The following is a 26110-nucleotide window of genomic DNA, read 5'->3' as shown; positions in this document are numbered from 1 at the left end:
TGACGACTGCCGATAGGCCGCCCTCGACCGAATCGGCTCAGGCCTTGATGAGGGTGAATTGCCCGAGCTCGCTGATACCGCGCCGGAAGAAGTCGCTGCACCCGGTGAGGTACTTCATGTACCGCTGGTAGACCTCCTCGGAGGTCGCCGCGACCGCAGCGTCGTGATGTGCCTCCAGACTTTGCGCCCACGTGTCGAGAGTGCGGACGTAGTGCTCGCTGAGCAGCTGCTTCTGGTCCACGACGAACCCGGCTTCCTGCGACAGCCGGATGATGTCCTCGTCACACGGGATCGAGCCTCCCGGGAAGATCTCCTTGGCGATGAACCGCATGAACCGCAGGTCGGTCATCGTGATCGGGATGCCCATCTCCGGCCAGCGCTTCAGCGGATGTCCCAGGATCGCCTGCAGCACCACCCGGCCGCCGGAGGGCAGGATGCTGTCGCACCTCTTGAAGAAGGGCGCGTAGCGCTCCGGCGGAAACGCCTCGATCGCCTCGAGGCTGACGATGCGGTCGACCGGCTCGTCGAACTGTTCCCAGCCGCGCAGCAACACCCGCCGCGAACGGTTGGTGTCGACTCCGTCGAGGAGGTCCTGAGCGAACTTTGACTGGTTGCGGCTGAGCGTCAGCCCGACGACATTGACGTCGTGTTGCTCGACGGCCCGTTGCATCACCGAACCCCACCCGCAACCGATGTCGAGCAGCGTCATGCCCGGCTGCAGATCCAGCTTGCCGAGGGCAAGGTCGATCTTGGCCATTTGCGCCTCCATGAGCGACATGTCGTCTCGCTCGAAGTACGCGCAGCTGTACGTCCGCGACGGATCCTGGAAGGCGCTGAAGAAGTCGTCCGAAAGGTCGTAGTGCGCCTGGACTTCGTCGAAGTGCGGCTCCATTTCGGGGGGCCCGACCGTGCCGTTGCTCATCCCTGGCCTACCAACAACTTGAAGGTTCCGGCTGCTGAGCATAATTAAGTAACCTACTACACACTCGCCGGTATGAACTCGGGCCCGCGAGGGCGGTCTGGGATCTGTGGGTGGCGCGGAGCTTCGCGGATGCGACGACGTCATAGCGCAGCGGAAACCAAGGTCCTTACACCATCGGTCGCGGGCAAGGCGGTCCTGAATGCAGGCAATGACCGATGCTGTATGCCGCTGACTGGACCAGCCGCCGGCGCGGCCCACGCCGGTCCTCGATACGGGTTCAAACCCACTCTCATGAAGGGACCACCGTTCGCCGGGTAACTAGACGGCGGAACGAGTTTTGGGCGAGTAGTACCGGCCGGCCCGGACCACTCCGGCGATGTCGTGCAGGTGGGCCACGTTCTCCACCGGGTTGGCCGACAGTAGGACGACGTCGGCGTCTTTCCTGGGCTCCAAAGTACCTGAAGTGGCTGTCCTGCACAGGAACTCGGCCGCGTTGATAGTGGCCATCTGCAGTATGCGCAATGGCGTCAGCCCTGCGGCCGCCAGCTGGTCGAACTCCTCATGCAACGCGAATCCGGGTATCTCCCAACCGGATGCGCTGACATCACTGCCGGCGATCATCTTGACACCCTCTTCATCGAAGATCCGGACCATGTCCAGCTGCCTGGTGTAGTGGTTGCTCAGCGCCGGCCCGGCGTGCTGATCAGTCTGGCGGCGTAGGGCTCATCGATCCGATGTAGTACGTTTCGTGCCCGGTCGGGTAGCCGCCGCCGTCGGTGGCGATGTGAACGTGGTCGTAGTGGTTGGCGGTCTCGTTGCCGTAGTCCGCCGTCCAGCTCCCCTTGCCGACGCCCGGATAGATTTTCTGCCGCCAGATCACGTGGCTGATTCCCCATCGTTTGGCATTCGCCAAGGCAAACCCCGCGATTTGATTGCCAAGCTCGATGCCGTCGGGGGAGTCGTGGTTCGGGATCATCACGTCGATGGCCAATCCATTGGGATGCCACTTCAAGGCATCCTGCCGGTACCCGCCGATGGTGGTGATCTGGGGAAACAACACGCTGATCGCGCGGGCAGCCCAGATGGTCTTGACCTGCAACCCTTTCTCCGGCGCGACACCGACAGGCAACACGAACTGGAAACTCTGGGCCGCGGTCGGTGCGTCCGCCGTCAACAAGTGCGCCTCCGCGGGACTGGCGATGTGCGGCGCGCTGGCCGGCGCAGGTGGTGGGCTGGTCGACGCTGCCACCGGGGTCACCGGCTTCGCCGGCGGGGCCTTGACGCAGCACCGAGGCTCGCTGTGTTGGGCGTAGAGCATGCCGGCAGAGACGGTGATCGTGGCCGCGAAGGCCAACCAGCGGCCCCGCCCGTTGGCTAACCGGTCTTTGCTCACGAACGGCAGCTTACTGTCGTGGCTGACGCGGTGATGCAACTTTCGTCAGTGGTACGGGATTGCCGTTCGGCGGCTAACCGGCCGAGCGGTGTGCTCCCCGCCGACGACTACGACGCGGCACGGGGCGAATGCCCGGTTGAATTGTGCGGCCGGGACTGCGCGTCGACGAATGGCGCGCGGGCTCCCGACGCTCGATTCGATGAAGTCGGCGGCGATCAACCAACCGGCGCCCAACGCCGTCGCTACGCCGAATTGAAGTGCTGAGCCGGCGATGAGCGCGGCCAGTGCGCAGACAGCCGATACCGTAGTTACCGGGCGTTGGCCGCGGTGAGTTCAGTCAGTAAACGACCGGAGAGTAGCTCGCCGAATTTCCCGTGCCATAGCAGGTCACATTGACGCTGTAGGTTCCGCCCAGCTGCTGGAAAGTGATCGTCACGGGGGCCGACGGGCTGGGTCCGGTCACCGTGGTGTCGCGATCATAGGGAAATCCGGGCGTATTCATTACTCCCACCGAGTGGTAGTGGCAGACTTCCGTTGCCCCTGGGGGATTGCGCGTATCGACGATGGTCGCGTACAACGCCACCCCGCCACCGCCGTAGCGAACCTCGAGGCTGCCATCCTGATTCGCGAAGTAGGTGGGATTCGTTTCGGCCTGCGCGGTTGCGGCGCCACTCAACAGCATTGCCGGTAGCGATACTGCGGCGGCTACGCCGATCGTCCAGGCGCGCAATTTGTTCTCATCGCGGACGGTGCTCATAAGGTGCTCCCGTTTCCGTCGGACGCGGCGTGCACACCACTGTCGGCGGCGATGCCTATCCACCGAGAATAGGGGCCGCAGCGTGCGTCCGAATTGGGATTAGCCGGCCTGCACAGGCTCTTGACTACCTCTGCAGGGTGCTGCTAAACATGGCGTGCGCCCTAAAATTGGGCGATCGCCCAAAATCGCATCCGCACAGGAATCGAGGTTGGCATGGCGGGCCGGATGGACGGCAAAGTCGCATTCGTGACCGGCGCTGCGCGCGGGCAGGGCAGAAGTCACGCCGTCCGGCTCGCGCAGGAGGGTGCCGACATCATCGCCGTCGACATCTGTCGCGACTTTGAGAATTCCCCGGTAGACGGTGCGACGCCGGAAAACCTCGATGAGACGGCCGGCATGGTCAAGAACGCCGGGGGCCGCGTCGTGAGCGCCGAAGTGGACGTTCGTGATTACGACGCACTGCGTGCAGCCGTCGACAGCGGGGTGGAGCAACTGGGCCGGCTTGATGTCATCGTCGCCAACGCCGGCATCGGTACGACGGCCGGAAAGCTACACAAAGCGGACGAAGCGCTGTGGCAGGAGATGATCGACGTCAACCTCAGTGGGGTGTGGAAGACGGTGAAGGCCGGCGTTCCGCACATCCTGGCGGGCGATCGCGGCGGCTCGATCATCTTGACCTCCTCAGTCGCCGGTAACAAGGCCTATCCGCACGTCGGCCACTACGTCGCGGCCAAGCACGGTGTGATCGGCCTAATGCGTTCGTTTGCTGTCGAATTGGGACAGCGCATGATCCGGGTCAACGCCGTTCTCCCGACACACGTGAATTCACCGTTGCTGATGAACGAGGCCACCTATCGTGCTTTCCGGCCAGATTTGGACAATCCCGGACCCGACGATCTTGCGCCGGTGTGCCAGAGTTTCCACGTCTTGCCCATCCCCTGGGTGACCCCAGAAGATATCAGCAACGCAGTGTTGTTCTTGGCCTCCGACGAAGCTCGCTACATCACCGGGGTTGCACTCCCGGTGGACGCCGGCAGCTGTCTGAAGTAAAGGGAATCAGCGATGACTGTCACCAGCGACACCGATGTCTACTACGACCCCTACGACGTCGGCATCAACGCCGACCCGTACCCGACCTACGCGCGGCTGCGCGACGAGGCCCCGATCTACTACAACGAGCAATACGACTTCTGGGCGATATCAAGGCATTCCGACGTCGAGCAAGCTTTGGCGAACTGGGAGGTGTTCTCCAGTCGGCGCAGCGACATCCTCGAGCTGGTCAAGTCGAAATTCGACATGCCCGGCGGCGTGATGATGTTTCAGGATCCACCCGAGCATTCGAGGCTGCGCGGGCTGATGTCCCGGGTGTTCACGCCGCGCCGCATGGCCGCCATCGAAGACCAGATCCGGCAGTACTGCATCCGGTGTCTGGACCCGCTCGTCGGTTCGCAAGGATTCGACATCATCGCCGAGCTCGCCTCGATGATGCCGATGCGAGTGATCGGTATGCTGCTGGGAATCCCTGAGTCCGAGCAGATCTCGGTTCGCGACGCCAATGACGCCAACTTGCGCACCAAGCCGGGTGCGCCGCTTAAGGTCGCCGACGCCGATTCCATTGCCGACGGCCGGATCTACGCCGACTACGTCGAATGGCGATCGAAAAACCCGTCCGACGACCTGATGACTACACTGCTCAATGTCGAGTTCGACGACGAGCGGGGCGTGCGCCGAAAGCTGACGCGCAAAGAGGTGCTGCATTACACCCAGGTGGTGGCCGGTGCCGGAAACGAGACGACGGGCCGGCTGATCGGCTGGCTGGCCAAAGTACTCGCCGAACACCCCGACCAGCGCCGGGAAATCCACCAGGATCGTTCGCTGCTGAACCGCACCGTCGACGAGACACTGCGCTTCGAGCCCACTGGTCCGCACGTCGCCCGTTGGATGGCAAAGGATTTTGAGTGCTACGGCACCACCGTTCCGGCGGGCAGTGCCATGCTGATGCTGTTCGGCGCCGCGAATCGCGACCCCCGCCGCTATTCCGACCCGGACACGTTCGACATCCATCGCGACAACATCTCGCACCTGACGTTCGGGAAGGGTCTGCACTACTGCCTGGGCGCAAACCTCGCGCGGTTGGAAGGTCGCGTCGCGTTGGACGAGATCCTCAACCGCTGGCCCGAATGGGACATCGACTACGACACAGCACAACTCGCATCGACATCCACTGTCCGTGGCTGGGAGCGGCTGCGGGTGGTGCTGCCTTAAGGAGCCGCGTCCGCTGCGCTGCGGCCCCGGCGAGTCTTCGGTGTCGGCATCTCGAATCGGTCAAGGAAGCGATTGACCAGCGCGACGGCCTCTCGGTGACCGCCGGCGGTGCCGAGTCCCTGCTCGAGGATCAGGGTGCGACCGATCGCGGCCACGACGACCGCGATTGCGGCCGGAGGGAATTCGTCCGCGTCGATGCCGTGCTCGCGCACGATGAAGTTCAGCGCGGTGATCTGCTGCTCGCGCCATCGCTCAGACCAGGCCGCGATCTCTGCCTTGATCTCCTTGCGATGGTTCGCAAGCCCCATGAACTCCAAGAGCAATCGGGTGTCTTTGGGTTCGGTGAGCGTCTCCCAGAAGGCATGCAATGGGCGATCAGACGCCAGCGCATTCTGCTGGCGCTCCAAATAGACGGCGGCGCCGCGGCGGAATACAGCCAGGTACAACTCGTCCATGGTGGGGAAGTAGTAATGCACCAATGCGGGTTTGACACCGGCTTTGGCCGCCACCCGGCGCGACGTGGCTGCGGCGTAGCCCTCCTCGACCATGATCTGACTAGTTGCGGCGACCAGCATGTCGCGAGTCGTCGAGTCCCGTGCCTTGGGTCGTTCTGCGACGGTCACGCTGGGGTCCTATCACGAGGGGACTATCACGAGGGGACTATCACACCGCCGGCTCGGCGACCATGTCGAAGAAGGCGGCACCGGAGTCCGGGATACGGTTCTGCTTGAACACGTTGACGGCGTAGGACACCAGGATCATCGAGTAGAGCAGGCGCAGCAGCCTTTCGGCGTCCTCCGGCAAGTCGTTGATGTCGAGCTCGTTGAGGTAGGCGATCGCCCGCTCGGCCCGAGGCGCGATCGCGTCGTAGAACGTAACGAGTTCGTTGTACGGCTTCTTCAGCCGCGCCTCGTAGCGTTGCGCCCGCGCCGGCAATGCCCACTCGGCCACAAACGGTTCCAGCTCGGAGAATCCTTGCGGCAGTGCTGAATTAGTCATGACGACTCTCCAGACCGGTAGGCGGCCACCGTATCGCGAATGACGGTGTGGAACTGGCGGATGAGCAGTTCCTGGTCGCTGAGATGGAAGATGCTCTGTGCCCGTGTCTTGAGCGCCGAGTGGGTGGCCTCGATGGTGTTCACGTCCTGCATCGCGAACTCAATCGTGCTGTCGACCACCAGCTCCTGCGCCAAACGCTCTTGCGCATTGGCGGGCGGCACGAAATACATGTCGATCTCGTAGATGTGCGAGTCGACGGTCTCCGGCCAGTAGCTGTAGGTGATGTAGTAGCCGCGCGCCCAGATCTGGATCGATATGTTCGGGAAGACCCAGAACTGGTCGTTGCCCCACGATGCGATGTTGCCACGGTTCAGGAACTCGGGTGTAGGACCGATATCCGGAACATCGTCGGGACCGAACAGCCCAGCGCGGAACAGCTTGTAGACCCAACGTTGGTCCTGGCGGGGCGGCCCCGCGGTGCCCGGTTCGCGGGGCGGCAGCGGCGGCGGTCCGGGAACCGAGGTGAGCATGTGCGGCCGGAACAGTTCGTAGTGGTAGGCGTCGACCGGCGGCACCATCTTCTCGGCTTTCGAGACGTCAGGGTCGATGAAGCGACCGTGCACATACGGCGGGTGATACCACTCGCATACCGAGTCGACGGCCAGCTTCCAGTTCCCGTTGATCCGGGTGGAGAACCCGTAACGCTGCGTCATCTTCTCGAACGGATAAGTCTCGATGGCTAACAGCCCGTCGCCGAGGAAATCCCGCAGCGGCACCGGGACTCCTTCCCGTTCGGAGGCGAGGTGCACGAAGATGAAGCCCGCCCACACCTCGCAGTGCACCGGCGGCATCCGCAGTGTGCTCTTGTCCAAATCGAAAAATTCACCTTCGTTGGTGATGTGGTTGACCCTGCCGTCCAAGCCGTATCGCCAGCCGTGGTACTTGCAGGCGAACGCGCGACACGTTCCCGAGGACTCTCGTCCGGGGTGCTCCTGCCAGACCACCTTGTTGCCGCGGTGGGCGCAGACGTTGTGGAACGCGTGCACGGTGTCATCCAGATCGCGAGCGATGACGATCGAGGCGAGGCCACCGGGCAGGTCGCGGGTGAAGTACGAACCCTTGCGCGGCAGTCGCTCAATTCGTCCGACGCACAACCAGTTTCGTTCGAACACCGCCTTGCGCTCGGCCGCGAAGAATTCCTCGGAGATCGAATCCTCGTAGCTGACCGGGCCGGTACCGAGTTCGGGGTAGTCGGTGGTGAACTTGCCCCGGCCGGTGGACAGCCGCTGCTGGATGCTGGTCATGACCGGACTCCGTCGTTCGTCGGTGTGGGCACGGAATTTGACCAAGGTTCGTCATCCCATGCCCTGTCCAGCGGAGCCATTTCACCGCCGAACGGGAAGAAGGCCCGCTGTGCGTAGGTTTCCCGGGCCAGGCCGTGGCCGAGTTCGTCGATGAAAGCCCGCTTGAGCGGGTTGGTGAACAGCTGGCGTGAGTAACGCAGCGTCAGCGGCGGACGCTTGACCAGTTCGCGAGCCAACTCCCACGCCCGGTCCAGCAACTGATCTTTCGGCAGCACCTCGTTGACCACACCCCACTCCTTGGCCTCGGCCGCGCCGAGTTTCATCCCGGTCAGCAGGAAATAGCGGGCGCGGGTGTGGCCGGCCAAAAAGCTCCAGATGACGTGCTGACCGTCGCCGGGCACCTGGCCGCGGGGAAAATGCGATGCGTCCTGGAAGTAGGCGTCCTCGGAAGCCAGCACGATATCGCCGAGCAGCGGCACCTCGGAGTGCATGTTGCACGGGCCGTTGACGGCGCTGATCATCGGAACGTCGACATCGAGCACGTTGGTGATTAGATGCCTTGCATACCAGGCTTTTTCGTCGAGCTTGTGCAGACCACGGGTGCCGGGCATCAGCAGGTACTCGGGCCTTTCGACGGGGTCGCCGTTGGGCATGCGTCCCCAATTGGCGTTGTAGTTCTCGCCGGTGCCGGTGTGGATAAGCACCTTGATCTCGCGGTCGCCGGCGATATCGGCGAACGCGTCTGACATGTCGTCGTGTGCGCGCCAGTCCCACACCAGGCTGCCGCCGTTGGTGTGGCACTGCATGAACAGGATTCCGTCGTCGGTGAGCTCGAGTCGATAGTTCGGGTACCGGTCGCGGTACTCGCTGTATCTGGTCCGTTTTGCCATGGAGTTAACTCATTCTCTTGTGCACCCTTGAGCGATCGCCCAAACACGCAGGCCCCATGGTCGCACTTCGATGTCGTGGGGGTCAAGGTTCAGCGTCCGTGCAGCCGGGCCACCACCGGCGCGAAGGATTCGATCTGGGACTGCTGGACCGTGACGTAGTTGATGCCAAGCCTTTCGCGGCGCGAACACAACGCTTCTACAACGCTTTCCACTGAGCCGACCAGGACGTTGGGATGGTCGCGCAGCAACTCGATGGCGATCCCGGTCGACTTTGCCAGACCAGCCAGGCTGGCCTGGGCCGTCTCGGGATCGTCGGTGATCTGGGTGAAGTACGGCGAGCTCTCGACGTCCAAACCACCGAAGCGCTCGCCGGCAGCGTCACGCACGAAGCCGATCCGACGCCCCGCGACTGCCCGCGGATCGAGGCCGTCGGCGTCGTGCGCCACGAAGGGCACGCTGGAAATGCTGACGATGTCGGCTTCGCGACCGGCGAGCGAGAGGACCCGCTGTCCGCCCCCGCCGATCATGATCGGCGGATGCGGGCGTTGCACCGGGCGGGGCCGTCCCGCATATCCGTGCACCTCAACGAAGTCGCCTGACCAGTTCAGCTCGTCGCCCTGCCAATGCGCCTTGAGGAACGAAACGACCTCGGCGAGCTTGGCGATTCGTCGGCCCGGCAGCTCGAAGTCAAGTCCCATCGCGGTGTACTCGACCTCGCTCCACCCGGCCCCGATACCCATCTCGAGGCGACCGTCAGACAGCAGATCAAGTGTCGCCGCTTCCTTGGCCAATACCGCCGGCGCGTGATAGTCGATGCAGAACACCCGGCACCCGATGCGCAGCGTCTTGCTGACCGCGGCTGCTGAAGCCATCGCCGCGATGGGAGCCAGGTCTTGGCGAGGGGTGTGTGCGGCTCGCTGCGCGGGGCCCGGTCCCAGGTAGTGATCAGCCAGGAAAAGCGTTGAGTATCCGAGGTCTTCGACTTTGCGAACGGTGTCGTGCCACTCGCGACTCCCGGCGGCGTTGGCCGCCTGTACTGCGAAACGAAATGGGGGCCGGTCCATCAACGGACCCTAACCCTTCACTTGACCGCCGTCGACGGGGAGTGATAGGCATGTTTGGGCGGTCGCTCAGGAAGGTGGGATTGGGCGTGAAGACGGCGGTCGTGACCGGCGGTGCGTCAGGGATTGGCCGTGCGGTCGCCCAACGGTTGCGCAGCGACGGATTCCAGGTCGCCGTCATTGACCTGTCGCCGACCGACGACGGGTTCGGCCACGTCGCCGACGTCAGTGACCGCGCCCATGTCGACGCCGCCGTCGCGGCGATCCGCGAACAGTTCGGCCCAATCCTGGTGCTGGTCAACGCGGCCGGGGTGGAAGGCTTCAAGAAGTTTTCGCATATGTCCTTCTCAGAATGGTCCAAGGTGATCGATGTCAACCTGAACGGCGTATTCCACACCATCCAGGCCGTGCTGCCCGACATGGTCGAGGCCGGGTGGGGACGCATCGTCAACATCTCGTCGTCCAGCACGCACTCCGGGCAACCGTTCATGGCTCACTACGTGGCGGCGAAATCCGCGGTGAACGGCCTGACCAAATCGCTTGCCCTCGAATACGGACCGTGCGGGATCACCGTCAACGCCGTACCGCCGGGGTTCGTCGACACACCGATGCTGCGCAGCGCCGAGAGCCGGCATCTGCTCGGCGGCTCGGTGGAGGACCACATCAATCGCACCCCGGTGCGCCGGGTGGGCCGGCCCGAGGATATCGCCGCCGCGTGTTCGTTTTTCGTGTCCGAGGAGGCCAGCTACATCACCGGACAGATCCTCGGTGTCAACGGCGGTCGCAACACCTGAGAGGCATTGATGTACGAGAGGGATCAACTCTTCATCGACGGGAAATGGCGGGCGCCGGACTCCGACGCCGTCATCACCGTGGTATCGCCGCACAGCGAGGCGGTCATCGGTCATGCGGCCTGTGCCGGACCCGCGGACGTGAATCGGGCTGTCGAAGCCGCTCGCGCGGCGTTCGACACCGGGCCGTGGCCGCGCATGCAACCCGCCGAACGGATCGAGGCGCTCACCCGGCTGGCCGGCATTTACAAAGAGCGCCGAGCCGACATGGCGGCGCTGATCTCGGCCGAGATCGGCGCTCCGATCAGTTTCGCCAAACGGGCACAGGTGGCGCTGCCGCTCACGATGATCTCGGCGTTTTGTGGATTCGCGGGAAGCTACGAATGGCAGCAGGCACGTCCGGGGTTGTACGGCAAGGACATTCGAATTCGCAAGCTTCCGGTCGGAGTCGTTGCCGCGGTGGTGCCGTGGAACATGCCGCAGTTTCTCACCGTCACCAAGGTGGTACCCGCGCTGCTGGCCGGCTGTTCGGTGGTGCTCAAACCGGCACCCGAGTCGGTGCTCGACGCGCAGTTGCTCGCCGATTTGGTTGCCGAAGCTGACCTTCCGCCCGGTGTGCTGAACGTGGTGCCCGGCGGGCGCGAGGTCGGCGAGCTGCTGGTGGGCCACCCAGGCGTCGACAAGGTCTCGTTCACCGGGTCCACGGCGACCGGCCGCCAAGTGGCCCTTGCCTGCGCCGCGGGACTGAAGCAGGTCAGCCTCGAACTGGGCGGCAAGTCGGCGGCCATCGTGCTCGAAGACGCCGACCCATCGGCGGTCGCCACCGCGATTCAGATGGCCAGCCTGGCCAACAGCGGCCAGGTGTGCAACGCGCTGAGCCGGATCCTGGTGCCCGCTGCGCGCAACGACGAGTTCGTCGACGCGTTGGCGGCGGCGATGGAATCGATGACGGTCGGCGACCCCGCCGATCCCAACACCCAGATCGGCCCGCTGGTGGCACAGCGTCAGCAGGAACGGGTCCGCGGCTACATCAAATCGGGCAAAAGCGAAGGGGCGTGCCTGGTCACCGGCGGCGCCGCCATGCCCGACGGTCTGGACACCGGCTGGTATGTGCGGCCCACGCTTTTCAGCGAGGCGAGCAACGACATGCGGATTGCCCGCGAAGAGATCTTCGGCCCGGTGCTGACCGTCATCTCCTACCGGGACGAAGACGAGGCGATCCGGATCGCCAACGACTCCGAGTACGGGCTGGCCGGCTCGGTATTCACCACCGATGTCAACCGCGGATACGGCGTGGCGGCCCGGGTACGGTCGGGCACTTTCGGCGTCAACGAGGGTTACATCATGGATCCGGCGGCCCCGTTCGGCGGTGTCAAGAACAGCGGCTACGGTCGCGAACTCGGCACCGAAGGAATCGACAGTTACACCGTGAGCCAATCGATTTCGGCTGCGGCGCCGGCGAACTGACGGTTAGGACGGCGACGATGCAGTGCGGGCACACCCAGCCGCGCAGCGGCGAAGGGGAACGCGCAGCGCGATGAGGTGGGGGTGCGCCCCTCGCCGCTGGGCGGCTGGGGGTACCCCCACCCGCTTGCGGTGGAGAGCCGGACATGGCCGACGAGGTGGCGTGCGTCCCCACGCCGTCCGACCACCAAATCGTTAGCTTCTCGAGATCCACCGGAGGACTAGCGCTAGATTCGACGCCGATGAAAGGGGCCAAGCCATGGCGAACTCCCGCAAACTGCTGTTCGACCCGAACACATACGACCCGTCGCACTTCGACCCCGAAACGCGGCGCCAACTCCGCGCGGTGATCGACTGGTTCGAAGGGCGCGGCAAGGCGAAGCTGCTCCGCGACGATCTCGAAGCGGCGTGGGTGTCGGACTTCCTCGACTTCATCAAGCGCGAACGGATCTTCGCGACCTTCCTCACCCCGTCGGAGTACGGCGGCGGCGACCCGAACAAGCGGTGGGACACCTCGCGCAATGCCGTGCTGAGCGAGATCTTCGGGTTCTACGGGCTCTCGTACTGGTACGCCGAGCAGGTGACGATCCTGGGCCTCGGGCCGATCTGGCAGAGCGACAACATCAAAGCCAAGGAACGCGCCGCCGCCCAACTCGAGGCGGGCGGCGTGATGGCGTTCGCGCTGTCCGAGCGCGAGCACGGCGCCGACATCTACAACACCGACATGCTGCTGACGCCCGCTCGCGACGACGACGAGGGCGTGATCTTTCGTGCATCGGGGGAGAAGTACTACATCGGCAACGGCAACGTGGCGGGCATGGTCTCGGTGTTCTCCCGCCGCACCGACGTCGACGGGGCCGACGGTTACGTGTGGTTCGTTGCCGACAGCGGCCACCAGAACTACGAACTGATCGGCAACGTGGTGCACGGCCAGATGTATGTCAGCAACTTCCGGCTCAACGACTATCCGGTGCACGAGGAGGACATCCTGTGCACCGGCCCGGACGCGTTCTCGGCCGCACTCAACACCGTCAATGTCGGCAAGTTCAATCTGTGCAGCGGCTCGATCGGGATGTGCGAGCACGCCTTCTACGAGGCGATCACGCATGCCAACAACCGCATCCTGTACGGCAACCCGGTCACCGACTTCCCCCACGTACGTGCCAGCTTCGTCGAGGCCTACGCCAGATTGCTCGCGATGAAACTGTTCAGCGACCGCGCGATCGACTACTTCCGTAGCGCCAGCCTCGATGACCGTCGATACCTGCTGTTCAACCCGGTGACCAAGTCCAAAGTCACCTCCGAGGGCGAGACCGTCGTCACACTGCTCTGGGATGTGTTGGCTGCCAAAGGCTTCGAGAAGAACACCTACTTCTGCGAAGTGGCGCGGCTGATCGGCGCCTTGCCGCGGCTGGAAGGCACCGTGCACGTCAACGTCGCGCAGATCCTGAAGTTCATGCCCAACTACATGTTCAACCCGGCGGCTTACCCGGAGATCGGCACTCGCAACGACCCTGCCGATGACGTGTTCTTCTGGGCGCAGGGTCCGGCTCGGGGCGCGTCCAAGGTGCAATTCGCCGATTGGACCGCAGTTTACGAAAAGCACCTGGATATACCGAATGTGGCGCTTTTCTACCAGCAGGCCCGCGCGCTCAAGGAGCTGCTGGCCACCGCCGCCCCGGATGCAGACCAAATGCGCGACCTCGACTTCCTGCTCGTCGTCGGCCATCTGTTCACTCTGGTCGTCTACGGCCAGTTGATTCTCGAGCAAGCCGGCCTGACTGGACTGGACGCCGACCTGGTGGACCAGATCTTCAACGTCCAGATACGCGATTTCTCCCAACATGCCGTTGCGTTGCATGGCAAGTCGAGTTCCACTGCTGCGCAGCAAGACTGGGCTATCTCAGCGGTGCGCAAGCCGGTTGTCGATGCGGACCGCTTCGATCGGGTCTGGCAGCAGGTCAAGGCCTACGACGGCGCCTACGAGATGCGGCCGTAGCGCCGGGCTTACGATCAGCTCATGCGCGGTTCGAAGATCCTGATCACCGGCCCGACCGGACAGGTTGCCAGTCCCATTGCCCAGGCCTTGGCGGTCGATAACGAAGTCTGGGGTATTGCCCGGTTCACCGACGCGGCGGCGCGTGAGGCCCTGGAGAAGTCGGGGGTGCGGTGCGAGACCGTCAACCTGGCCGCCGGGGAGTTTGACGGCCTGCCGTCCGACTTTGATTACGTGCTCAACTTCGCGGTGGCCAAGAGCGGAAACTGGGAAAAAGATCTCGCGGCCAATGCAGAGTCGGTCGGGCTGCTGATGGCCCACTGCCGCAACGCAAGAGCGTTCCTTCATTGCTCCTCAGGCGCCGTCTATGACCCGCCGGACGACGAACCACGAACCGAGCGTGCCGCCTTGGGCGACAACCACAAACCTTTGTTTCCAACCTATTCCATCTCCAAGATCGCCGGCGAGGTCGTCGCTCGGACGATGGCCCGCGCGCTCGGCGTGCCCACCACCATCGCCCGACTCAACGTCCCCTACGGCGACAACGGCGGTTGGCCGTTCTATCACATGGAGATGGTGCTGGCCGGCATCCCGATCCCGGTCCCGCCCGGCGGTCCGGCCCGCTACAACCCGATCCACGAGGACGACATCATCGCGACCATCCCGAAATTGCTCGAGGTGGCATCGGTCCCGGCGACCACGCTCAATTGGTGCGGAGAGCAGACCGTCAGCCTCCAGGAGTGGTGCGGCTACGTTGGCTCGCTGGTTGGCAAGGAGCCGGTCTTCCAGGAAAGCGAGCAGGCGTTGCGCGGTAATCCGACCGACCCGAGCCTGATGCGCGAACTCGTTGGCGTCGCCACGGTCGACTGGCACGACGGAATACGCCGGATGGCAGCCAAGTTCCACCCGGAGCTGGTCGGCTCAAGCAGCGGCTAATCCTCCTTGCGAATCAACCGCTTCAGCGCTTCGCGATCGGGCGCGAGCAGCTCCTCGATGCGCGGATGGTTCACTTCGGCCACGATGATCTCGCCGACCTCCTGGTGGACGTCGCTGAAGATGCCGTGCGACTTCATCTTCTCGGTCTGATAGAGGTTGTCCTCGGTGGGCGAGACGTAGTACACCGCTTCCGCCTTGAAGCGGTGTACCAGCCAGAGGTGGATCAGCGTCATCAGGCGCTTCTTGCGCAGCCTCTCGGAGAAGGTGTTCTGGTCGCGCACTTGCAGCATGCTGCGGCCGTGCCGATCCTTGATCGGATCGACGACGACGTTGGCTAGCTGCTCCTCGTCGTCGCCGTAGATACCGAGTTCGAGCACGTCCGAGCCGGCCCGCCGCGGCCGCAGTTGCACGCGCAGCTTCTCGCCCAGCTGGTAGTGCTCGCTCCAAAGCGCCAGCCATTCCTCCAGGAGCTTCTTGGGCACCTCGGTCTGCACCAGATGCTGGTGCTGGGTGGAGCCCTCGCCCATGGCTTTGGTGGTCGCCGTGCGGCCCGAGGAGGCGGTCAGCGCGGCATCGCTGCGCGGGCCACCGACCAGGGTTTGCGGCGTGCGATACGGCGACTCGACAAGGCGCATCTTGCGTTGCAAACGGGCCAGCGCCAGCATGCCGTCCTGGCGCAGCGCGGTGGCGAACTCCTCGGCGGCGACGCCGTCGATCTGGTGTCCGCCGTAGGTGATGAAGTTGAAAACGAAGCCCATCTTGCCGAGTTCCTCGGGGAACGCCCGCATCTCCTCGTCGGTCATACCGGTGGTGTCCCAATTGAACGAGGGCGAGAGGTTGTAGGCCAGCATCTGGTCGGGGAACACCGCATGGATCGCATCGGCGAACTGCCCGGCGTCGGCGAGATCGGCGGTCTTCGTCTCCATCCAGAGGATGTCGGCGAACGGCGCCGCGGCCAGCGACTTGGCGATCGCATACGGTATGCCGCCGCGGATCTGGTAATAGCCTTCCGGCGTCTTCGCCCGCTCGCAGTCCCACCCGACGTCGGCCCCCAACTCCTGAGCCTTTTCCCGGGCGGTGTGCAGCGACGCACGCTCCGCGAATTGCCGCCACTCCGCGGTGCTCATGTCCAGCGGTTCGCCCTCGCTCTCGCGGAATGCGAGCAGATCCGCCACGGCCTCGCTGTAGGTATCCAGCCCGGCGTCCTGCTCCCAGGCGCCGACAAACCGCGACTCGACCTTGTCGAAGAGAGCGTCGATCGATTGCCGCCCGTCCTGACGCCAGGCCGCGACCGCCTCGGCGACCAGGCCCAGAATGCCTTGGCGCTCTAGCCAGGCTTCAGCAGCGGCGTACTCGCCGTCGGGAAATGCGTACAGCAGATGACCGTTCAGCTCAGTGACTCCCAGGTCGTAGAAGCGCCGCACCATCGCCAGGAAACAGCCCTTATAGGACGGGATCTTCAGGTTGGTAGTGCCGAGTATGAACGGCTGGTCACGCTCGTCGGCGCGGCTGTCGATCAGGTTTGCCGCCTCCGCATCCGTGCGCGCGACGATGATGCCGGGTACCCGCATGATGTCGAGCTGGAAGCGGGCCGTGTTGAGACGCTTGATCTGTTCGTCCGAAGGCACCAGAACCTTGCCACCCTGATGCCCACACTTCTTGGTGCCTGGGCGCTGGTCCTCGATGTGGTATCCCGGCACCCCGGCCTCGACGAACCGACGGATCAGGTTGCGCACATGCGGATCGCCGCCGTGGCCGGTGTCGGCGTCGGCGATGATGAACGGCCGGTAGTCGACCGCCGGCGTTCTTTCCCGTTGCTCGCCGGTCATCCGCAAGCGCAGGTATTGCTGATTGCGGTCGGCGGTCAGCAGGGCGCGGACCAGCCCGGCGGCCTCGTCGGGCACCTGGCTCAACGGATAGCTGGCCAGGTCGGGCCCGGGGTCTTCGGTGATCGAGCCCTTGGCGGAAGTCGCCCATCCGCCTAGATAGATGCCCTCGATGCCCATCCGCTTCATCGTCACTGCCTGGCCCGGCGAGTACGGGCCGAAGGTGGTAATGCTCTTGCGCTGGGCGAAGAGCTCGCGCAGCCGAGGGTAAAAAGCCTCCGCCGCCTCGCGTGCCACGGTGTGGTCGGTGGGGATCGTGCCGCGCTGCTCTACGACTTGGCGTGCTGAGTAGAGGCGAGTGATTCCGTCGAACCGCGGGCTGTCGAAGTATCGCTGCATGGCAGCGACGTCCTTGTCGAAGTCGTCCTCGAGTGTTGTGCGTGCCTCGGTGCCCGCATCAATGGCCATGATCGTTCGCTCCTCTTCCAGCCCACTTCCCCCGATGATGAGAGTCTATTGGCTGCCGTGCGGCGTGAAGTTTCAAATTTGGATCTCGTGGCCAGGACGGTGACTGCCATCCACATTTTGGCCGTTCGGGGTAGTCGATTCGGATACACTCGCCAGGCGGCGACGGGGCCGCATCGGAGGGAGCTACCATGAGTTCTCGGCGATCGGCCCACAAGCTGGCCTCCCTACCTGCGGCATTGCCGCCCAGCCGGACAATCCCCGTCCGCGCTCCCGATGGCACCCGCCTGCACACCGAGGTATTCGGGCCCGAGAACGGCTATCCGATCGTGCTGGCACATGGGATCACGTGTGCCATCCGGGTGTGGGCTTACCAGATCGCCGAACTGGCCGCCGAGTACCGGGTGATCGCGTACGACCATCGCGGCCACGGCCGCAGCGGGATCCCCCGGCGCGGCGGATATAGCCTTGCGCACCTCGCATCGGACCTCGATGCGGTGCTCGAGGCAACGCTGGCACCCGGCGAACGTGCCGTCATCGCCGGACACTCAATGGGCGGGATGGCCGTCGCCGCCTGGTCGGACCGGTACCGCCACAAGGTCGAGGCGCGCGCCGACGCCGTCGCCATGATCAACACCACCACCGGCGACCTGCTGCGCGAGGTGAGGTTGTTGCCGGTTCCGGCGCCGTTCGCGGCGGTCCGGGTTTTTGGTGGGCGTGCCCTGATCAACATCTTCGGCTCGTTCACCGTGCCTCCCGCGGTGCGCCGCGCCACCCGCGAAATGATCTCGATGCTGGCGGTCGGCGCCGATGCCGCGCCCGAAATCGGCGCTCTGATCTACGACCTTTTCAACGGCACATCGCCGGCCGGACGCGGTGGCTGCGGCAAGGCGCTCGCCGACGCGCTGCAGCGTAGGCACATCAGCCTTGCCGGTCTGACAGTCCCGACACTGGTCATCGGCAGCGAACGCGACCGGCTGACGCCGCCGGTCCAGTCCCGGCGGATCGCCGCGGCCGCGCCTAACCTGCTGGGGCTCGTCGTGCTGCCCGGTGGGCATTGCGCAATGCTGGAACGCCCCGCTGAGGTCAACCGGGAGCTGCGCGCGCTCGCCGAATCGTTCACCGGCAGACGACGTATCAGTTCATAGCCGCGCGTATAGGCGCGCAGCCACCTCGGCGGCGGCTCGTTGACCGGAGCGCACCGCCCCGTCGAGGAAGCCGGTCCACTCATCGGCGGTCTCGGTGCCGGCCCAGTGGATGGGTCCGACGGGACGGCGTAACCAGGGCCCATAACGCGTCCACGAGCCGGGTGGTACCGCGGCGGTCGGGCCGCCCGCCGCGAAAGCTTCTGCGCCCCAACAATGATCGACGTAGTCGAGCGGCTTCAGCGCTTCGTCGCCGAACAGCGATGCGAAGCATTCCAGCGCGCGCTGCCGACGCTGCTCAGCGGGTAGCTCGTCGAAGGTGCGGGCGTCGACGAACCCCAGCAGGATGCCGGGTCCGTCGGGCTGCGGGCTGACGTCGAAGGTGATGAACACCGGGCCTTCGTCGGACAGCGCTTCGCCGGAGGATCCGTTGCTGCGCCAGAACGGGGTGGCATAGGCGGCATACGCCTTGCTGAGCCGGCCCTGCGGCCAACGCTCGGCGAGTTGGTCGTATTCGGCAGGCAGCGGGGGAGTGAACTCGATGGCCCTCCGATGCGCCGGCGGGATCGCGAGGACGACGAAACGGGCGTCGGCGCGGCCCTTCTCACAGGTGATGCTCACCCCTCCATCGTGGTGATCGATGCGTCGCACGGCGGCCTCCAGCACCACCCGGTCGCCGAGTTCAGCTGCCGACATGTTGGCGATCTGTTGCGTGCCGGCCGAGAAACGATCCTGCTGGGCACCATTTTCCACGTCGAGCAGCCGGTCCAGGCCACCGGCCGCCCGCAGGTAGCGCGCGGCGTGCAGCATCGACACGTCGTCGGGTTCGCACCCCCAGGTCACCCGCGCCATGATGGCCAGCAGATCGCGTGCGGTCGCGCCGGCGTGCACCGACCGCAACCAGTCGCCCAGCGACTGGCCGTCGAGTCGGGCGGCGCGCCGGGCCTTCCACGGCTCGGTCAGCGGAACGGTCTGGGCGATCCGCTCGAATTGCCAACGCACCCGGCCGATGTCGATGAGGCCCCCCAGCGAGAGCCTCGGAATGGTGCCACTGTACGAGCGGACCATGCCGCGCCATCGAATCAGGTTGGCGCCATCGTGGTAGGTCGGGACCGTGGCGATGTCGAACTCGTCGGCCAGCGCCAGCACAGCGTCTTGCGTCGGGCCGACGAACGTGCCGCCCAGATCAACCGGGATGCCGGCGACATGGCCGGTATGCGAGCGTCCGCCGACCCGGTCGCGGCCCTCGAGCACCAGCACATCGTGTCCGAGTCGCATCAGCTCGCGGGCAGCGGTGAGCCCGGCGAAACCCGCGCCTACTACTACGACATCGGCGGTCCAAGTCGCGTCGGGCATGCCGCTCAGTTAACCGCATGACGACAACCCTCGCCGACGCAATGCTGGCCGCGATCATCGATGAGACAAGTCGCAGTCCCCATCGCCGTGAATAGCGGCCGACCTACCCTGGAGGGCGAAAGTAACTCGCCGAGCACTGGTGGGAGGAGATTCTCGATGACTGAGGACCCGTTCTTTGATGTGGTCATTATCGGTGCAGGGATATCCGGGATCGGCGCCGCATATCGCATTCGGGAGCGCAACCCGCAGCTACGTCTCACCATCCTGGAACGGCGCGAGCGCCTCGGCGGAACCTGGGACCTGTACCGCTATCCGGGGGTGCGATCCGACAGCGACATCTTCACGCTCTGTTTCCCGTGGGAGCCGTGGACCCAGCCGGAGATGATCGTGGACGGACCGCACATTTGGCAGTACCTGGCCGACACCGCGCGGAAGCATCACATCGACGAGCACATCCGGTTCAACACCTACGTTCGCTCAGCCGACTGGGACTCGACCACGGACACCTGGAGGGTGCAAGCCGAGCAAGACGGCGCCGACAAAACCTACCGATGCCGGTTCGTGTTCTTCGGCACGGGCTACTACGACTACGACAACCCTTATAAACCGCCATTTCCCGGAATCGAGACCTTCACCGGTGACGTGGTGCACCCGCAGCACTGGCCGGCGTCATTGGACTGCACGGGCAAGCGGTTCGTGGTGATCGGCAGCGGCGCGACCGCGGTCAGCTTGATCCCGTCGCTGGCTGAACGGGCAGCACACGTAACAATGCTGCAACGTACGCCGTCTTACATGATCTCCGCCCCGCAGGTGGAGCCAACGGCGGTTGCGATCCGAAACGTATTGCCGCGCAAAGTTGCCCACTGGCTCGTTCGCTGGCGCAATGCAATCATCGGTGTGCTGCTGTGGGAGGTGTCGCGCCGGGCGCCGGAGTTGATGAAGCGTCGGCTTCGCCGCATCGCCGAGCGCAACCTGCCGCCGGGTTACGACATCGACACCCACTTCAAGCCGCCGTACAACCCGTGGGATCAGCGGCTGTGCATCCTCGTGGGCGCCGACCTGTATAAGGCGATCAGCGACGGTGCCGTCGATGTGGTCACCGACCACATCGACCACATGGACACCAGCGGCATCATGCTGAAGTCGGGGCGGCACCTCGACGCCGATGTGATCGTCACCGCGACGGGATTGCAGCTACAGGCGCTCGGCGGCATCGGCATCAGCCTCGACGGCGAAAAGATCAACCCGCACGACCGCTTCGTCTACAAGCGGCACCTGCTCGAGGATGTCCCCAACATGGCCTGGTGCGTGGGTTACATCAATTCATCCTGGACATTGGGCGCCGACATGACCGCGCGGTCGGTGGCAAAGCTGTTGGAACACATGAACTCTCATGGCTACACCCACGCATATCCGCACCTCGGGGACACCGACATGGCCGAGCAGCCGGCGCTCAACCTGCAGGCGGGCTATGTGCTGCGCGCTTTGGACGTGCTGCCCAAGTCGGGCACCCGCCGACCGTGGCTGGTCAGCCACGACTTCTTGCGTGACGTGCTTGACCACCGGCTACGGCCAATCGACGAGCAGATGACGTTCGGCAGCGCGAACGTCGACGAGGCGCAACCCGCCTAGGGCGCCACCGTTAACCAGTCGGCGAACCCCGACGGGTCGTGGCGGCCCAGCGCGCCATGCTCGTAGAGGCCCCAACCTTCCACCGGACTGCCGTCGCCGTCGCGGCACACCGCGCGGCCGACATGGTCGATGACGCCGAAGCCGGATCGGGCGATGATCGCCGGGTCGGTCATGTCGTAGGTCAGCCGTTCGACGAACTTCTCGCCCTTCCACATGCCGTGCAGCCAGTCCGAGTCGCCGCCGTAGCCGCCGCCGACGTGGATGGGGACCGGCAGTTTCGATTCGACGTCGAAGTGGACGGGGGTGCCGTCCGGGGCGGTCGCCTCGATCGTCGCGCCGGTCGGGATGCGGGTGCCGGAGCGGTAGTGGATTTTCACCCGCGGCCAGCCGAGCTGCTCGACGCGACCGTTGCGCCAGATGCGGGTGCAGTCGTTGAGTGAACGGAATCCGTTGGGCTCCTCCTGGATGATCAGCACAATCGCGAAGTCGTCGAATGCCATTGGCACGTATAGCCACCACATGCCCTCGAACGGCGGGTCGGCGGGTCGACCCGCGGGTTCGGGTTCGCCGATCGGCCTGATGCCCCAGGACCGGTCGCGGCTGCCGATCCAGGTGGCGGGGTCGACGGCGATCTCCTGCGCGTCGACGACGATCCGGCCGCTCCAGCTGCCGAGCTGAGCGAACCGCTGCGCATTGAGCGTTACCCGGTTACCCGAGCGCAGGATGTGCGGCTGCTCCTGGACGACGTCGAACAGTCCTTCCCAGGTGAGATCTGCGGCGATGCCTTCGGTTTCGTCGAGTACCAACCGCAGCTTGCGCAGCGGCTCGCTGACCTCGATCCGATAGCCGTTGACGTTCTGGTTGAGCCGGTCCTGGTCGATGGCGTCGGACAGGTGCACCGCTGTCTGGGTGTCGCCGCGCCTGATAAGCACGAACGCGTCCTTGACCCCGAGGTTGGGGTAGTAGCCGATGCCGCTGATCACGAAGATGTTTCCGGTGCGGTCGTGGGCGTTGAAGTACGAGCGATCGTAGAAGTTGCGGTCCGAGGAACCCGGCCAGGCGATCGGCTGGGGGACCTGATGTACCGGGTACTCGTCGAGTGGTCCGAGCATTACTGATCCTCTCCGATTAGACGCCTCAGTAATCCGGCGTGGTAGAAAAGCGATTCCACGCTGTCAGGTTTCTCGGCTTCCCCGAAGTGCACCCGCCGGGCGCCGGTGCGCATGAACACGCAAGCCCACATCACCCCTGAGTAGACGTAGAACCAGTGCAGGTCGGCGACTTCGACGCCGGTGAGCCGCTGATAGGTGGCGCGGACGTCCTCCTCGCGCATCACCTCGGGCAAACCTGGCAGCGTTGCCAGACCAGCCAGCTCCTGAAAGACCATGTGCGCAAAGATCATCCACGCGACGTCCAGTTCACGCGGGCCCAACGACACCATCTCCCAGTCCAGCACAGCCACCGGTCGAAAGTCGCGGTACAAAACGTTGCCCACCCGGGCGTCGCCCCACAGCAGCACCGGATCGCCGGCGGCCACCTGTTGTGGCCAGTTGTCTTCCAGCCACCGAAAAGTCCGCTCCAGCAACGGTGATCGTCCGATGTCGGGCACCGCGAAGTCGTACCAGGACCGCACCCAGTTGACGTGCCTGCGCAGTGCGGTGTCGCCTTCCTCTCCCTCGGAGAGGAAGCCAAACGTGCTTTCCGCGTTGGGGATTGAATGCAGTGACGCCAACACTCCGACAGTGGCGTCCTGCAGCTCGCGCTGACGCTCGGGCGGCGCGTCGGCGAACCAGTTGCCGCCGAAGGTGTAAGGCATGACGTCAGGTGGCACCACACCCTCGACGTAGTTCATCAAGAAGAAGGGTGTCCCCAAGACCTCGCCGGTCGGCTCAAGCCAGCGCACCCGCGGGACGGGAACATCGGTCAGCTCGCCGACCATCCGTATCACGTCGAATTGGTGGTCAAGCCGGTATGTCGGGAAGACCTGTACGTCCTCGGCGGAGGGCGCCACGCGGGCCACCAACTTCTGCGTGACCGGCTGGCCGTCCTGCTCCCAGCGGGCGGTCAAGATGATGGTCTCTGACGACATGCCGGTCGAGTCCACGCCGCTCTCCACGGTTACCTGCGGTGCCGCTCCGCCGGGCAGGACGGTTGACAGCCAGTTCGACATCACCGCGGGCAGGGCGGTGACGTCGCGGCTGGAGCGCTGAAGTCGGTCGACTTTGTCGAGAACAGGTTCATTGGCCACGGGGTGCCTCCATTCGTTGAGACTTCTTCCCGGCAATTACGATACGGTAGGTAGCGTTATGAAAGCAGACTCACCCTCGGTTGACAAGGGTCCGGGTGCCGGACGGCCCCGTGATCCGCGTATCGACGCTGCCATATTGACGGCGACCACGGATCTGCTTGTGCACATCGGCTATTCGAATCTGACATTGGCTGCGGTCGCCGAACGCGCCGGAACCACCAAGACGGCGCTGTATCGCCGGTGGTCGAGCAAGGCCGAACTGGTGCACGAGGCCGCGTTCCCGGTGGCGCCCACGGCGTTGGTGGCTCCGGCAGGCGACATGGCGGCCGATGTGCGGGCGATGATCGCCGCCGCGCGGGACGTGTTCACCACCCCGGTGGTGCGCGCCGCGTTGCCCGGGCTGGTCGCCGACATGAGCGCCGACTCCGAGCTCAACGCCCGGGTGATGTCGCGTTTCGTGGATCTGTTCACCGCAGTGCGGGCGCGGCTGCGCGAGGGTGTTGGACGCGGCGAGGTGCATCGCGATGTCGACCCGGACCGGCTGATCGAGTTGATCGGCGGAGCGACGTTGTTGCGGTTGTTGCTGCGTCCGGACGAACAACTCGACGACGCCTGGGTCGATCAGACCACCGCCATCCTCGTGCACGGCGTCACCCGAGATGTAGGGTCGGGCCGGTGACCGGACGACTGGACGGCCGGGCCGCGATCGTCACCGGCGCCAGCCGCGGATTAGGCCGGGCGATCGCCGTGGCGCTGGCGTCTGCGGGTGCGGCGGTCGCCGTGATCGGTCGCACCGAAAACGTCTGGGACGAGCGGCTGCCCGGGACCATCGGTGAGACCGTCGCCGACATCGAGTCGGCGGGCGGACACGCGGTAGCAATCCGAGCTGACCTGCTCGACCGCGACGATATCGCGCGACTCGTCGGTCAGGCCCGAGATGCATTGGGCCCGATCGCGATTCTGGTCAACAACGCGGCGTTCACTGCGCCCGGCCGCCCGCCGAAGCCGGGTGACGACACGCGCACCAAGTCGACCAAGGCGCCACCGGTTGCGGCCAAACCCGATTGGCCGCCGCTGCTGGGGACACCGCTGGGTGCATACCGGCGACACTTCGAGATCTCGGTGTTTGCGGCCTACGAGCTGATCCAGCTGGTCTGCCCCGACATGATCGCCGCGAAGAGTGGCTCGATCATCAACGTCACCTCCATCGCGTCGCGGCTACCCGGCGACGGGCCCTACCCCGACCGCAGTGGCGGCGTGCTGCCCGGCTACGGGGGATCCAAGGCTGCGCTGGAACACTTGACGTGGTGTGCTGCCTACGATTTGCAGGGCCATAACATCGCGGTCAATGCCTTGTCACCGTCCAAACCGATTATGACGCCCGGACTTTCGTACTACGCCCCCGGATTCGACGACGTGGCGCAGGCGGAGGAGTTCGCGCAGGCGGCGGTGGAGTTGACGCTGGTGGATCCCCAGGTCGTGACGGGGCGGACGATCGGTCACCTGCAAGTGCTCGACGGCAGCTTCCGCTCGTTTCAGTCTTAGGCCGGCTTGGTCGCGGTCACCGCGTTGATGATCACCGCGTGCAACCGGTGCCACTGCGGCGAGCAAAATCCGGCGCGCAGCAGCAGACGGCCGGCGCGCCGCCTGGTGCGGGCTTTGCCGCGACGGCTGGTGAGCATGGTCGGCATCAGCCACCATGAGAACTGGTCGACGAGCACCAGCCGGCCACCGGGAGACAGTACCCGGGCGCATTCGCGCAGCCCCGCTTGCTGGTCAGACCAGTGATCGAATGACGTTGTGCTGACGATCAAGTCGAACGTTTCGTCGGGGTAGCCGATGTGCTCGGCAACGCCGACGGCGAACGTCAACCGATCATCTTGAGTAACGGCGTTGGCCGTCTTGACCATCTCGGGGGCGGCGTCGATGCCGACAAGTTGTTCGGCGTCGGGGTAACGGCTCGCCAACGTCCGTAGCAAATAGCCGGTTCCGCAGCCCAGGTCGAGCACCCGGTTGGGGGTGGCGACGGTAGCCGCAGCGAGACGGGCCGTGCGATTGGCGATCTCGTGGTGCAGTTGACCCCGCCAGCCGCGGTCGTATTCCGCGGCCCGATCGTTGAACGCGTCGACGTCCCGATACGGCGGCACGGGGTCAGTCTGCCACCGGTTGGTTCCGTTCGGCGAGGCTTTTGAGGTTGAGTAGTTGCCGGCGAGCCATGATGAGATCGCCGACCGATAGCCAGGGGGTCAGCCAGCGGCTCATGGACGTAACGATTTTCATCAACAGCCGCGTTGTCTGGCCTTCCGGCACTAGGACATAGGAGATGGCGGCTCCCATGATCTCACCGGTGAGCTGTTCGGGCGGATCGACGGCAAGAATGCGTCCGAAGCGCCGGGTTGCCGCGGTGGTGAAAGGTTCGCCGACTACAGGTTCGGGCAGGCCCGTCAACTGCTGGGGCGACCGGTGGCCGAGGTTGTCGATCCAGTCGTAGGAGTATGGCGCGATCCTGATCTGGCCGACCCACGGCCATAGCACTTGGGGCGTTGCGTGCACGGTAATTCCGCGCCATGCCTGCAGGGTGGGCGTGCGGACGAATTGATCGCAGGGATACCGGCGAGCGACTTCCTCGTCCGTCACGTTCCAGCGATCGCCGATCATCG

The 26110-nt window shown here is 64.9% G+C and carries 26 protein-coding genes; 11 read left to right on the top strand and 15 right to left on the bottom strand.

Annotated features, from left to right (window positions below; translation table 11 throughout):
• Window positions 1–37: 37 nt before the first annotated feature.
• Complete coding sequence (locus VEI45_RS13530; protein WP_324853955.1) at window positions 38–922, bottom strand: cyclopropane mycolic acid synthase family methyltransferase; 885 nt, start codon at window positions 920–922, stop codon at window positions 38–40.
• 72 nt (window positions 923–994) lie between these two features.
• On the opposite strand from VEI45_RS13530, the gene VEI45_RS13525 reads away from it, so the two are divergent.
• On the top strand, window positions 995–1240 hold the full coding sequence (locus VEI45_RS13525) for a PPE family protein, SVP subgroup (RefSeq protein WP_324853953.1): 246 nt from the start codon (window positions 995–997) through the stop codon (window positions 1238–1240).
• Here the strand turns inward: VEI45_RS13525 and VEI45_RS13520 are convergent, their stop codons facing one another.
• The 3 genes from VEI45_RS13520 to VEI45_RS13510 all read right to left on the bottom strand — a co-directional run bounded on the left by VEI45_RS13520 (window position 1241) and on the right by VEI45_RS13510 (window position 3072).
• Window positions 1241–1606, bottom strand: coding sequence for an amidohydrolase family protein (locus VEI45_RS13520; RefSeq protein WP_324853965.1), 366 nt, complete (start codon window positions 1604–1606; stop codon window positions 1241–1243). It abuts the gene before it with no gap.
• Window positions 1607–1625: 19 nt separating this feature from the next.
• Window positions 1626–2315, bottom strand: a complete 690-nt coding sequence (locus VEI45_RS13515; protein WP_324853951.1) for a glycoside hydrolase — start codon at window positions 2313–2315, stop codon at window positions 1626–1628.
• A 337-nt stretch (window positions 2316–2652) separates the two neighbouring features.
• Window positions 2653–3072, bottom strand: a complete 420-nt coding sequence (locus VEI45_RS13510) for a hypothetical protein (RefSeq protein WP_324853949.1) — start codon at window positions 3070–3072, stop codon at window positions 2653–2655.
• Between the two features lie 213 nt (window positions 3073–3285).
• Here VEI45_RS13510 and VEI45_RS13505 point away from each other — a divergent pair, with 213 nt between their 5' ends.
• Window positions 3286–4122, top strand: a complete 837-nt coding sequence (locus tag VEI45_RS13505) for a mycofactocin-coupled SDR family oxidoreductase (protein ID WP_324853947.1) — start codon at window positions 3286–3288, stop codon at window positions 4120–4122.
• Between the two features lie 12 nt (window positions 4123–4134).
• Window positions 4135–5337: a cytochrome P450 gene (locus VEI45_RS13500; protein WP_324853945.1), complete on the top strand. Its 1203-nt coding sequence runs from the start codon at window positions 4135–4137 to the stop codon at window positions 5335–5337.
• Here VEI45_RS13500 and VEI45_RS13495 read toward each other — a convergent pair.
• The 5 genes from VEI45_RS13495 to VEI45_RS13475 all read right to left on the bottom strand — a co-directional run bounded on the left by VEI45_RS13495 (window position 5334) and on the right by VEI45_RS13475 (window position 9594).
• Entirely contained in the window at window positions 5334–5912 is a 579-nt protein-coding gene (locus VEI45_RS13495) for a helix-turn-helix domain-containing protein (RefSeq protein WP_324853963.1), read from the bottom strand. The genes VEI45_RS13500 and VEI45_RS13495 overlap by 4 nt on opposite strands.
• An 88-nt stretch (window positions 5913–6000) precedes the next feature.
• Entirely contained in the window at window positions 6001–6336 is a 336-nt protein-coding gene (locus VEI45_RS13490) for a hypothetical protein (protein WP_324853943.1), read from the bottom strand.
• Complete coding sequence (locus tag VEI45_RS13485) at window positions 6333–7640, bottom strand: aromatic ring-hydroxylating dioxygenase subunit alpha (RefSeq protein ID WP_324853941.1); 1308 nt, start codon at window positions 7638–7640, stop codon at window positions 6333–6335. The genes VEI45_RS13490 and VEI45_RS13485 overlap by 4 nt, the downstream gene beginning before the upstream one ends.
• Window positions 7637–8530, bottom strand: coding sequence for an enoyl-CoA hydratase/isomerase family protein (locus VEI45_RS13480; protein ID WP_324853939.1), 894 nt, complete (start codon window positions 8528–8530; stop codon window positions 7637–7639). Before VEI45_RS13480 ends, VEI45_RS13485 begins: the two co-directional genes overlap by 4 nt.
• 89 nt (window positions 8531–8619) lie before the next feature.
• Window positions 8620–9594: a TIGR03621 family F420-dependent LLM class oxidoreductase gene (locus VEI45_RS13475; RefSeq protein WP_324853937.1), complete on the bottom strand. Its 975-nt coding sequence runs from the start codon at window positions 9592–9594 to the stop codon at window positions 8620–8622.
• Window positions 9595–9680: 86 nt separating this feature from the next.
• On the opposite strand from VEI45_RS13475, the gene VEI45_RS13470 reads away from it, so the two are divergent.
• From VEI45_RS13470 to VEI45_RS13455, 4 genes are all read left to right on the top strand, one after another.
• Complete coding sequence (locus VEI45_RS13470; protein ID WP_324853935.1) at window positions 9681–10385, top strand: SDR family NAD(P)-dependent oxidoreductase; 705 nt, start codon at window positions 9681–9683, stop codon at window positions 10383–10385.
• 9 nt (window positions 10386–10394) lie between these two features.
• Window positions 10395–11849 carry an aldehyde dehydrogenase gene (locus VEI45_RS13465; RefSeq protein WP_324853933.1) on the top strand — a complete coding sequence of 485 codons (1455 nt, stop codon included), beginning with the start codon at window positions 10395–10397 and terminating at the stop codon, window positions 11847–11849.
• A gap of 256 nt (window positions 11850–12105) precedes the next feature.
• Window positions 12106–13845, top strand: a complete 1740-nt coding sequence (locus tag VEI45_RS13460) for an acyl-CoA dehydrogenase family protein (RefSeq protein ID WP_324853931.1) — start codon at window positions 12106–12108, stop codon at window positions 13843–13845.
• Between the two features lie 21 nt (window positions 13846–13866).
• Window positions 13867–14778 (top strand): NAD(P)-dependent oxidoreductase, encoded by a 912-nt coding sequence (locus VEI45_RS13455; RefSeq protein WP_324853928.1) that lies wholly within the window; start codon window positions 13867–13869, stop codon window positions 14776–14778.
• Here the strand turns inward: VEI45_RS13455 and aceA are convergent.
• Complete coding sequence (aceA, locus tag VEI45_RS13450; RefSeq protein WP_324853926.1) at window positions 14775–17072, bottom strand: isocitrate lyase ICL2; 2298 nt, start codon at window positions 17070–17072, stop codon at window positions 14775–14777. The two genes, VEI45_RS13455 and aceA, sit on opposite strands and share 4 nt — an antisense overlap.
• 188 nt (window positions 17073–17260) lie before the next feature.
• On the opposite strand from aceA, the gene VEI45_RS13445 reads away from it, so the two are divergent.
• The gene (locus VEI45_RS13445; protein ID WP_324853924.1) at window positions 17261–18217 is read left to right on the top strand and encodes an alpha/beta fold hydrolase; all 957 of its coding nucleotides are present in this window, start codon (window positions 17261–17263) and stop codon (window positions 18215–18217) included.
• On the opposite strand, the gene VEI45_RS13440 is transcribed toward VEI45_RS13445, so the two are convergent.
• Window positions 18212–19570, bottom strand: coding sequence for a flavin monoamine oxidase family protein (locus VEI45_RS13440; RefSeq protein ID WP_324853922.1), 1359 nt, complete (start codon window positions 19568–19570; stop codon window positions 18212–18214). The genes VEI45_RS13445 and VEI45_RS13440 overlap by 6 nt on opposite strands.
• Before the next feature lie 156 nt (window positions 19571–19726).
• Here VEI45_RS13440 and VEI45_RS13435 point away from each other — a divergent pair, with 156 nt between their 5' ends.
• Entirely contained in the window at window positions 19727–21202 is a 1476-nt protein-coding gene (locus VEI45_RS13435; RefSeq protein WP_324853920.1) for an NAD(P)/FAD-dependent oxidoreductase, read from the top strand.
• Here VEI45_RS13435 and VEI45_RS13430 read toward each other — a convergent pair.
• A complete protein-coding gene (locus VEI45_RS13430; protein ID WP_324853918.1) occupies window positions 21199–22314 on the bottom strand; it encodes a hypothetical protein in 1116 nt (371 codons plus the stop codon). The two genes, VEI45_RS13435 and VEI45_RS13430, sit on opposite strands and share 4 nt — an antisense overlap.
• Entirely contained in the window at window positions 22314–23450 is a 1137-nt protein-coding gene (locus VEI45_RS13425) for a phosphotransferase family protein (protein ID WP_324853916.1), read from the bottom strand. The genes VEI45_RS13430 and VEI45_RS13425 overlap by 1 nt, the downstream gene beginning before the upstream one ends.
• 58 nt (window positions 23451–23508) lie before the next feature.
• Here VEI45_RS13425 and VEI45_RS13420 point away from each other — a divergent pair, with 58 nt between their 5' ends.
• Complete coding sequence (locus VEI45_RS13420) at window positions 23509–24129, top strand: TetR/AcrR family transcriptional regulator (RefSeq protein ID WP_324853914.1); 621 nt, start codon at window positions 23509–23511, stop codon at window positions 24127–24129.
• Entirely contained in the window at window positions 24126–24995 is an 870-nt protein-coding gene (locus tag VEI45_RS13415; RefSeq protein ID WP_324853912.1) for an SDR family NAD(P)-dependent oxidoreductase, read from the top strand. The genes VEI45_RS13420 and VEI45_RS13415 overlap by 4 nt, the downstream gene beginning before the upstream one ends.
• Here VEI45_RS13415 and VEI45_RS13410 read toward each other — a convergent pair.
• Window positions 24992–25597, bottom strand: coding sequence for a class I SAM-dependent methyltransferase (locus VEI45_RS13410; protein WP_324853910.1), 606 nt, complete (start codon window positions 25595–25597; stop codon window positions 24992–24994). The two genes, VEI45_RS13415 and VEI45_RS13410, sit on opposite strands and share 4 nt — an antisense overlap.
• A 4-nt stretch (window positions 25598–25601) precedes the next feature.
• Entirely contained in the window at window positions 25602–26108 is a 507-nt protein-coding gene (locus tag VEI45_RS13405; RefSeq protein WP_324853909.1) for a polyketide cyclase, read from the bottom strand.
• Between the last annotated feature and the right edge of the window lie 2 nt (window positions 26109–26110).

Origin of the sequence: Mycobacterium sp. (assembly GCF_035623875.1) — a bacterium.
In the GTDB taxonomy this organism is placed as follows: Bacteria; Actinomycetota; Actinomycetes; order Mycobacteriales; family Mycobacteriaceae; genus Mycobacterium.
Note: the sequence above shows the minus strand (reverse complement) of the source record. Positions and strands in the feature narration are given on the sequence as shown.

Excerpts from the sequence above, each read along its gene's own strand:
- VEI45_RS13445 (WP_324853924.1), top strand. The coding sequence starts at position 17,261 with ATGAGTTCTCGGCGATCGGCCCACAAGCTGGCCTCCCTACCTGCGGCA.
- VEI45_RS13455 (WP_324853928.1), top strand. The coding sequence starts at position 13,867 with ATGCGCGGTTCGAAGATCCTGATCACCGGCCCGACCGGACAGGTTGCC.
- VEI45_RS13490 (WP_324853943.1), bottom strand. The coding sequence starts at position 6,336 with ATGACTAATTCAGCACTGCCGCAAGGATTCTCCGAGCTGGAACCGTTT.
- VEI45_RS13460 (WP_324853931.1), top strand. The coding sequence starts at position 12,106 with ATGGCGAACTCCCGCAAACTGCTGTTCGACCCGAACACATACGACCCG.
- VEI45_RS13530 (WP_324853955.1), bottom strand. The coding sequence starts at position 922 with ATGAGCAACGGCACGGTCGGGCCCCCCGAAATGGAGCCGCACTTCGAC.
- VEI45_RS13480 (WP_324853939.1), bottom strand. The coding sequence starts at position 8,530 with ATGGCAAAACGGACCAGATACAGCGAGTACCGCGACCGGTACCCGAAC.
- VEI45_RS13430 (WP_324853918.1), bottom strand. The coding sequence starts at position 22,314 with ATGCTCGGACCACTCGACGAGTACCCGGTACATCAGGTCCCCCAGCCG.
- VEI45_RS13500 (WP_324853945.1), top strand. The coding sequence starts at position 4,135 with ATGACTGTCACCAGCGACACCGATGTCTACTACGACCCCTACGACGTC.
- aceA (WP_324853926.1), bottom strand. The coding sequence starts at position 17,072 with ATGGCCATTGATGCGGGCACCGAGGCACGCACAACACTCGAGGACGAC.
- VEI45_RS13510 (WP_324853949.1), bottom strand. The coding sequence starts at position 3,072 with ATGAGCACCGTCCGCGATGAGAACAAATTGCGCGCCTGGACGATCGGC.
- VEI45_RS13475 (WP_324853937.1), bottom strand. The coding sequence starts at position 9,594 with ATGGACCGGCCCCCATTTCGTTTCGCAGTACAGGCGGCCAACGCCGCC.
- VEI45_RS13440 (WP_324853922.1), bottom strand. The coding sequence starts at position 19,570 with ATGCCCGACGCGACTTGGACCGCCGATGTCGTAGTAGTAGGCGCGGGT.
- VEI45_RS13505 (WP_324853947.1), top strand. The coding sequence starts at position 3,286 with ATGGCGGGCCGGATGGACGGCAAAGTCGCATTCGTGACCGGCGCTGCG.
- VEI45_RS13435 (WP_324853920.1), top strand. The coding sequence starts at position 19,727 with ATGACTGAGGACCCGTTCTTTGATGTGGTCATTATCGGTGCAGGGATA.
- VEI45_RS13495 (WP_324853963.1), bottom strand. The coding sequence starts at position 5,912 with ATGCTGGTCGCCGCAACTAGTCAGATCATGGTCGAGGAGGGCTACGCC.
- VEI45_RS13405 (WP_324853909.1), bottom strand. The coding sequence starts at position 26,108 with ATGATCGGCGATCGCTGGAACGTGACGGACGAGGAAGTCGCTCGCCGG.
- VEI45_RS13420 (WP_324853914.1), top strand. The coding sequence starts at position 23,509 with ATGAAAGCAGACTCACCCTCGGTTGACAAGGGTCCGGGTGCCGGACGG.
- VEI45_RS13525 (WP_324853953.1), top strand. The coding sequence starts at position 995 with ATGAACTCGGGCCCGCGAGGGCGGTCTGGGATCTGTGGGTGGCGCGGA.
- VEI45_RS13465 (WP_324853933.1), top strand. The coding sequence starts at position 10,395 with ATGTACGAGAGGGATCAACTCTTCATCGACGGGAAATGGCGGGCGCCG.
- VEI45_RS13485 (WP_324853941.1), bottom strand. The coding sequence starts at position 7,640 with ATGACCAGCATCCAGCAGCGGCTGTCCACCGGCCGGGGCAAGTTCACC.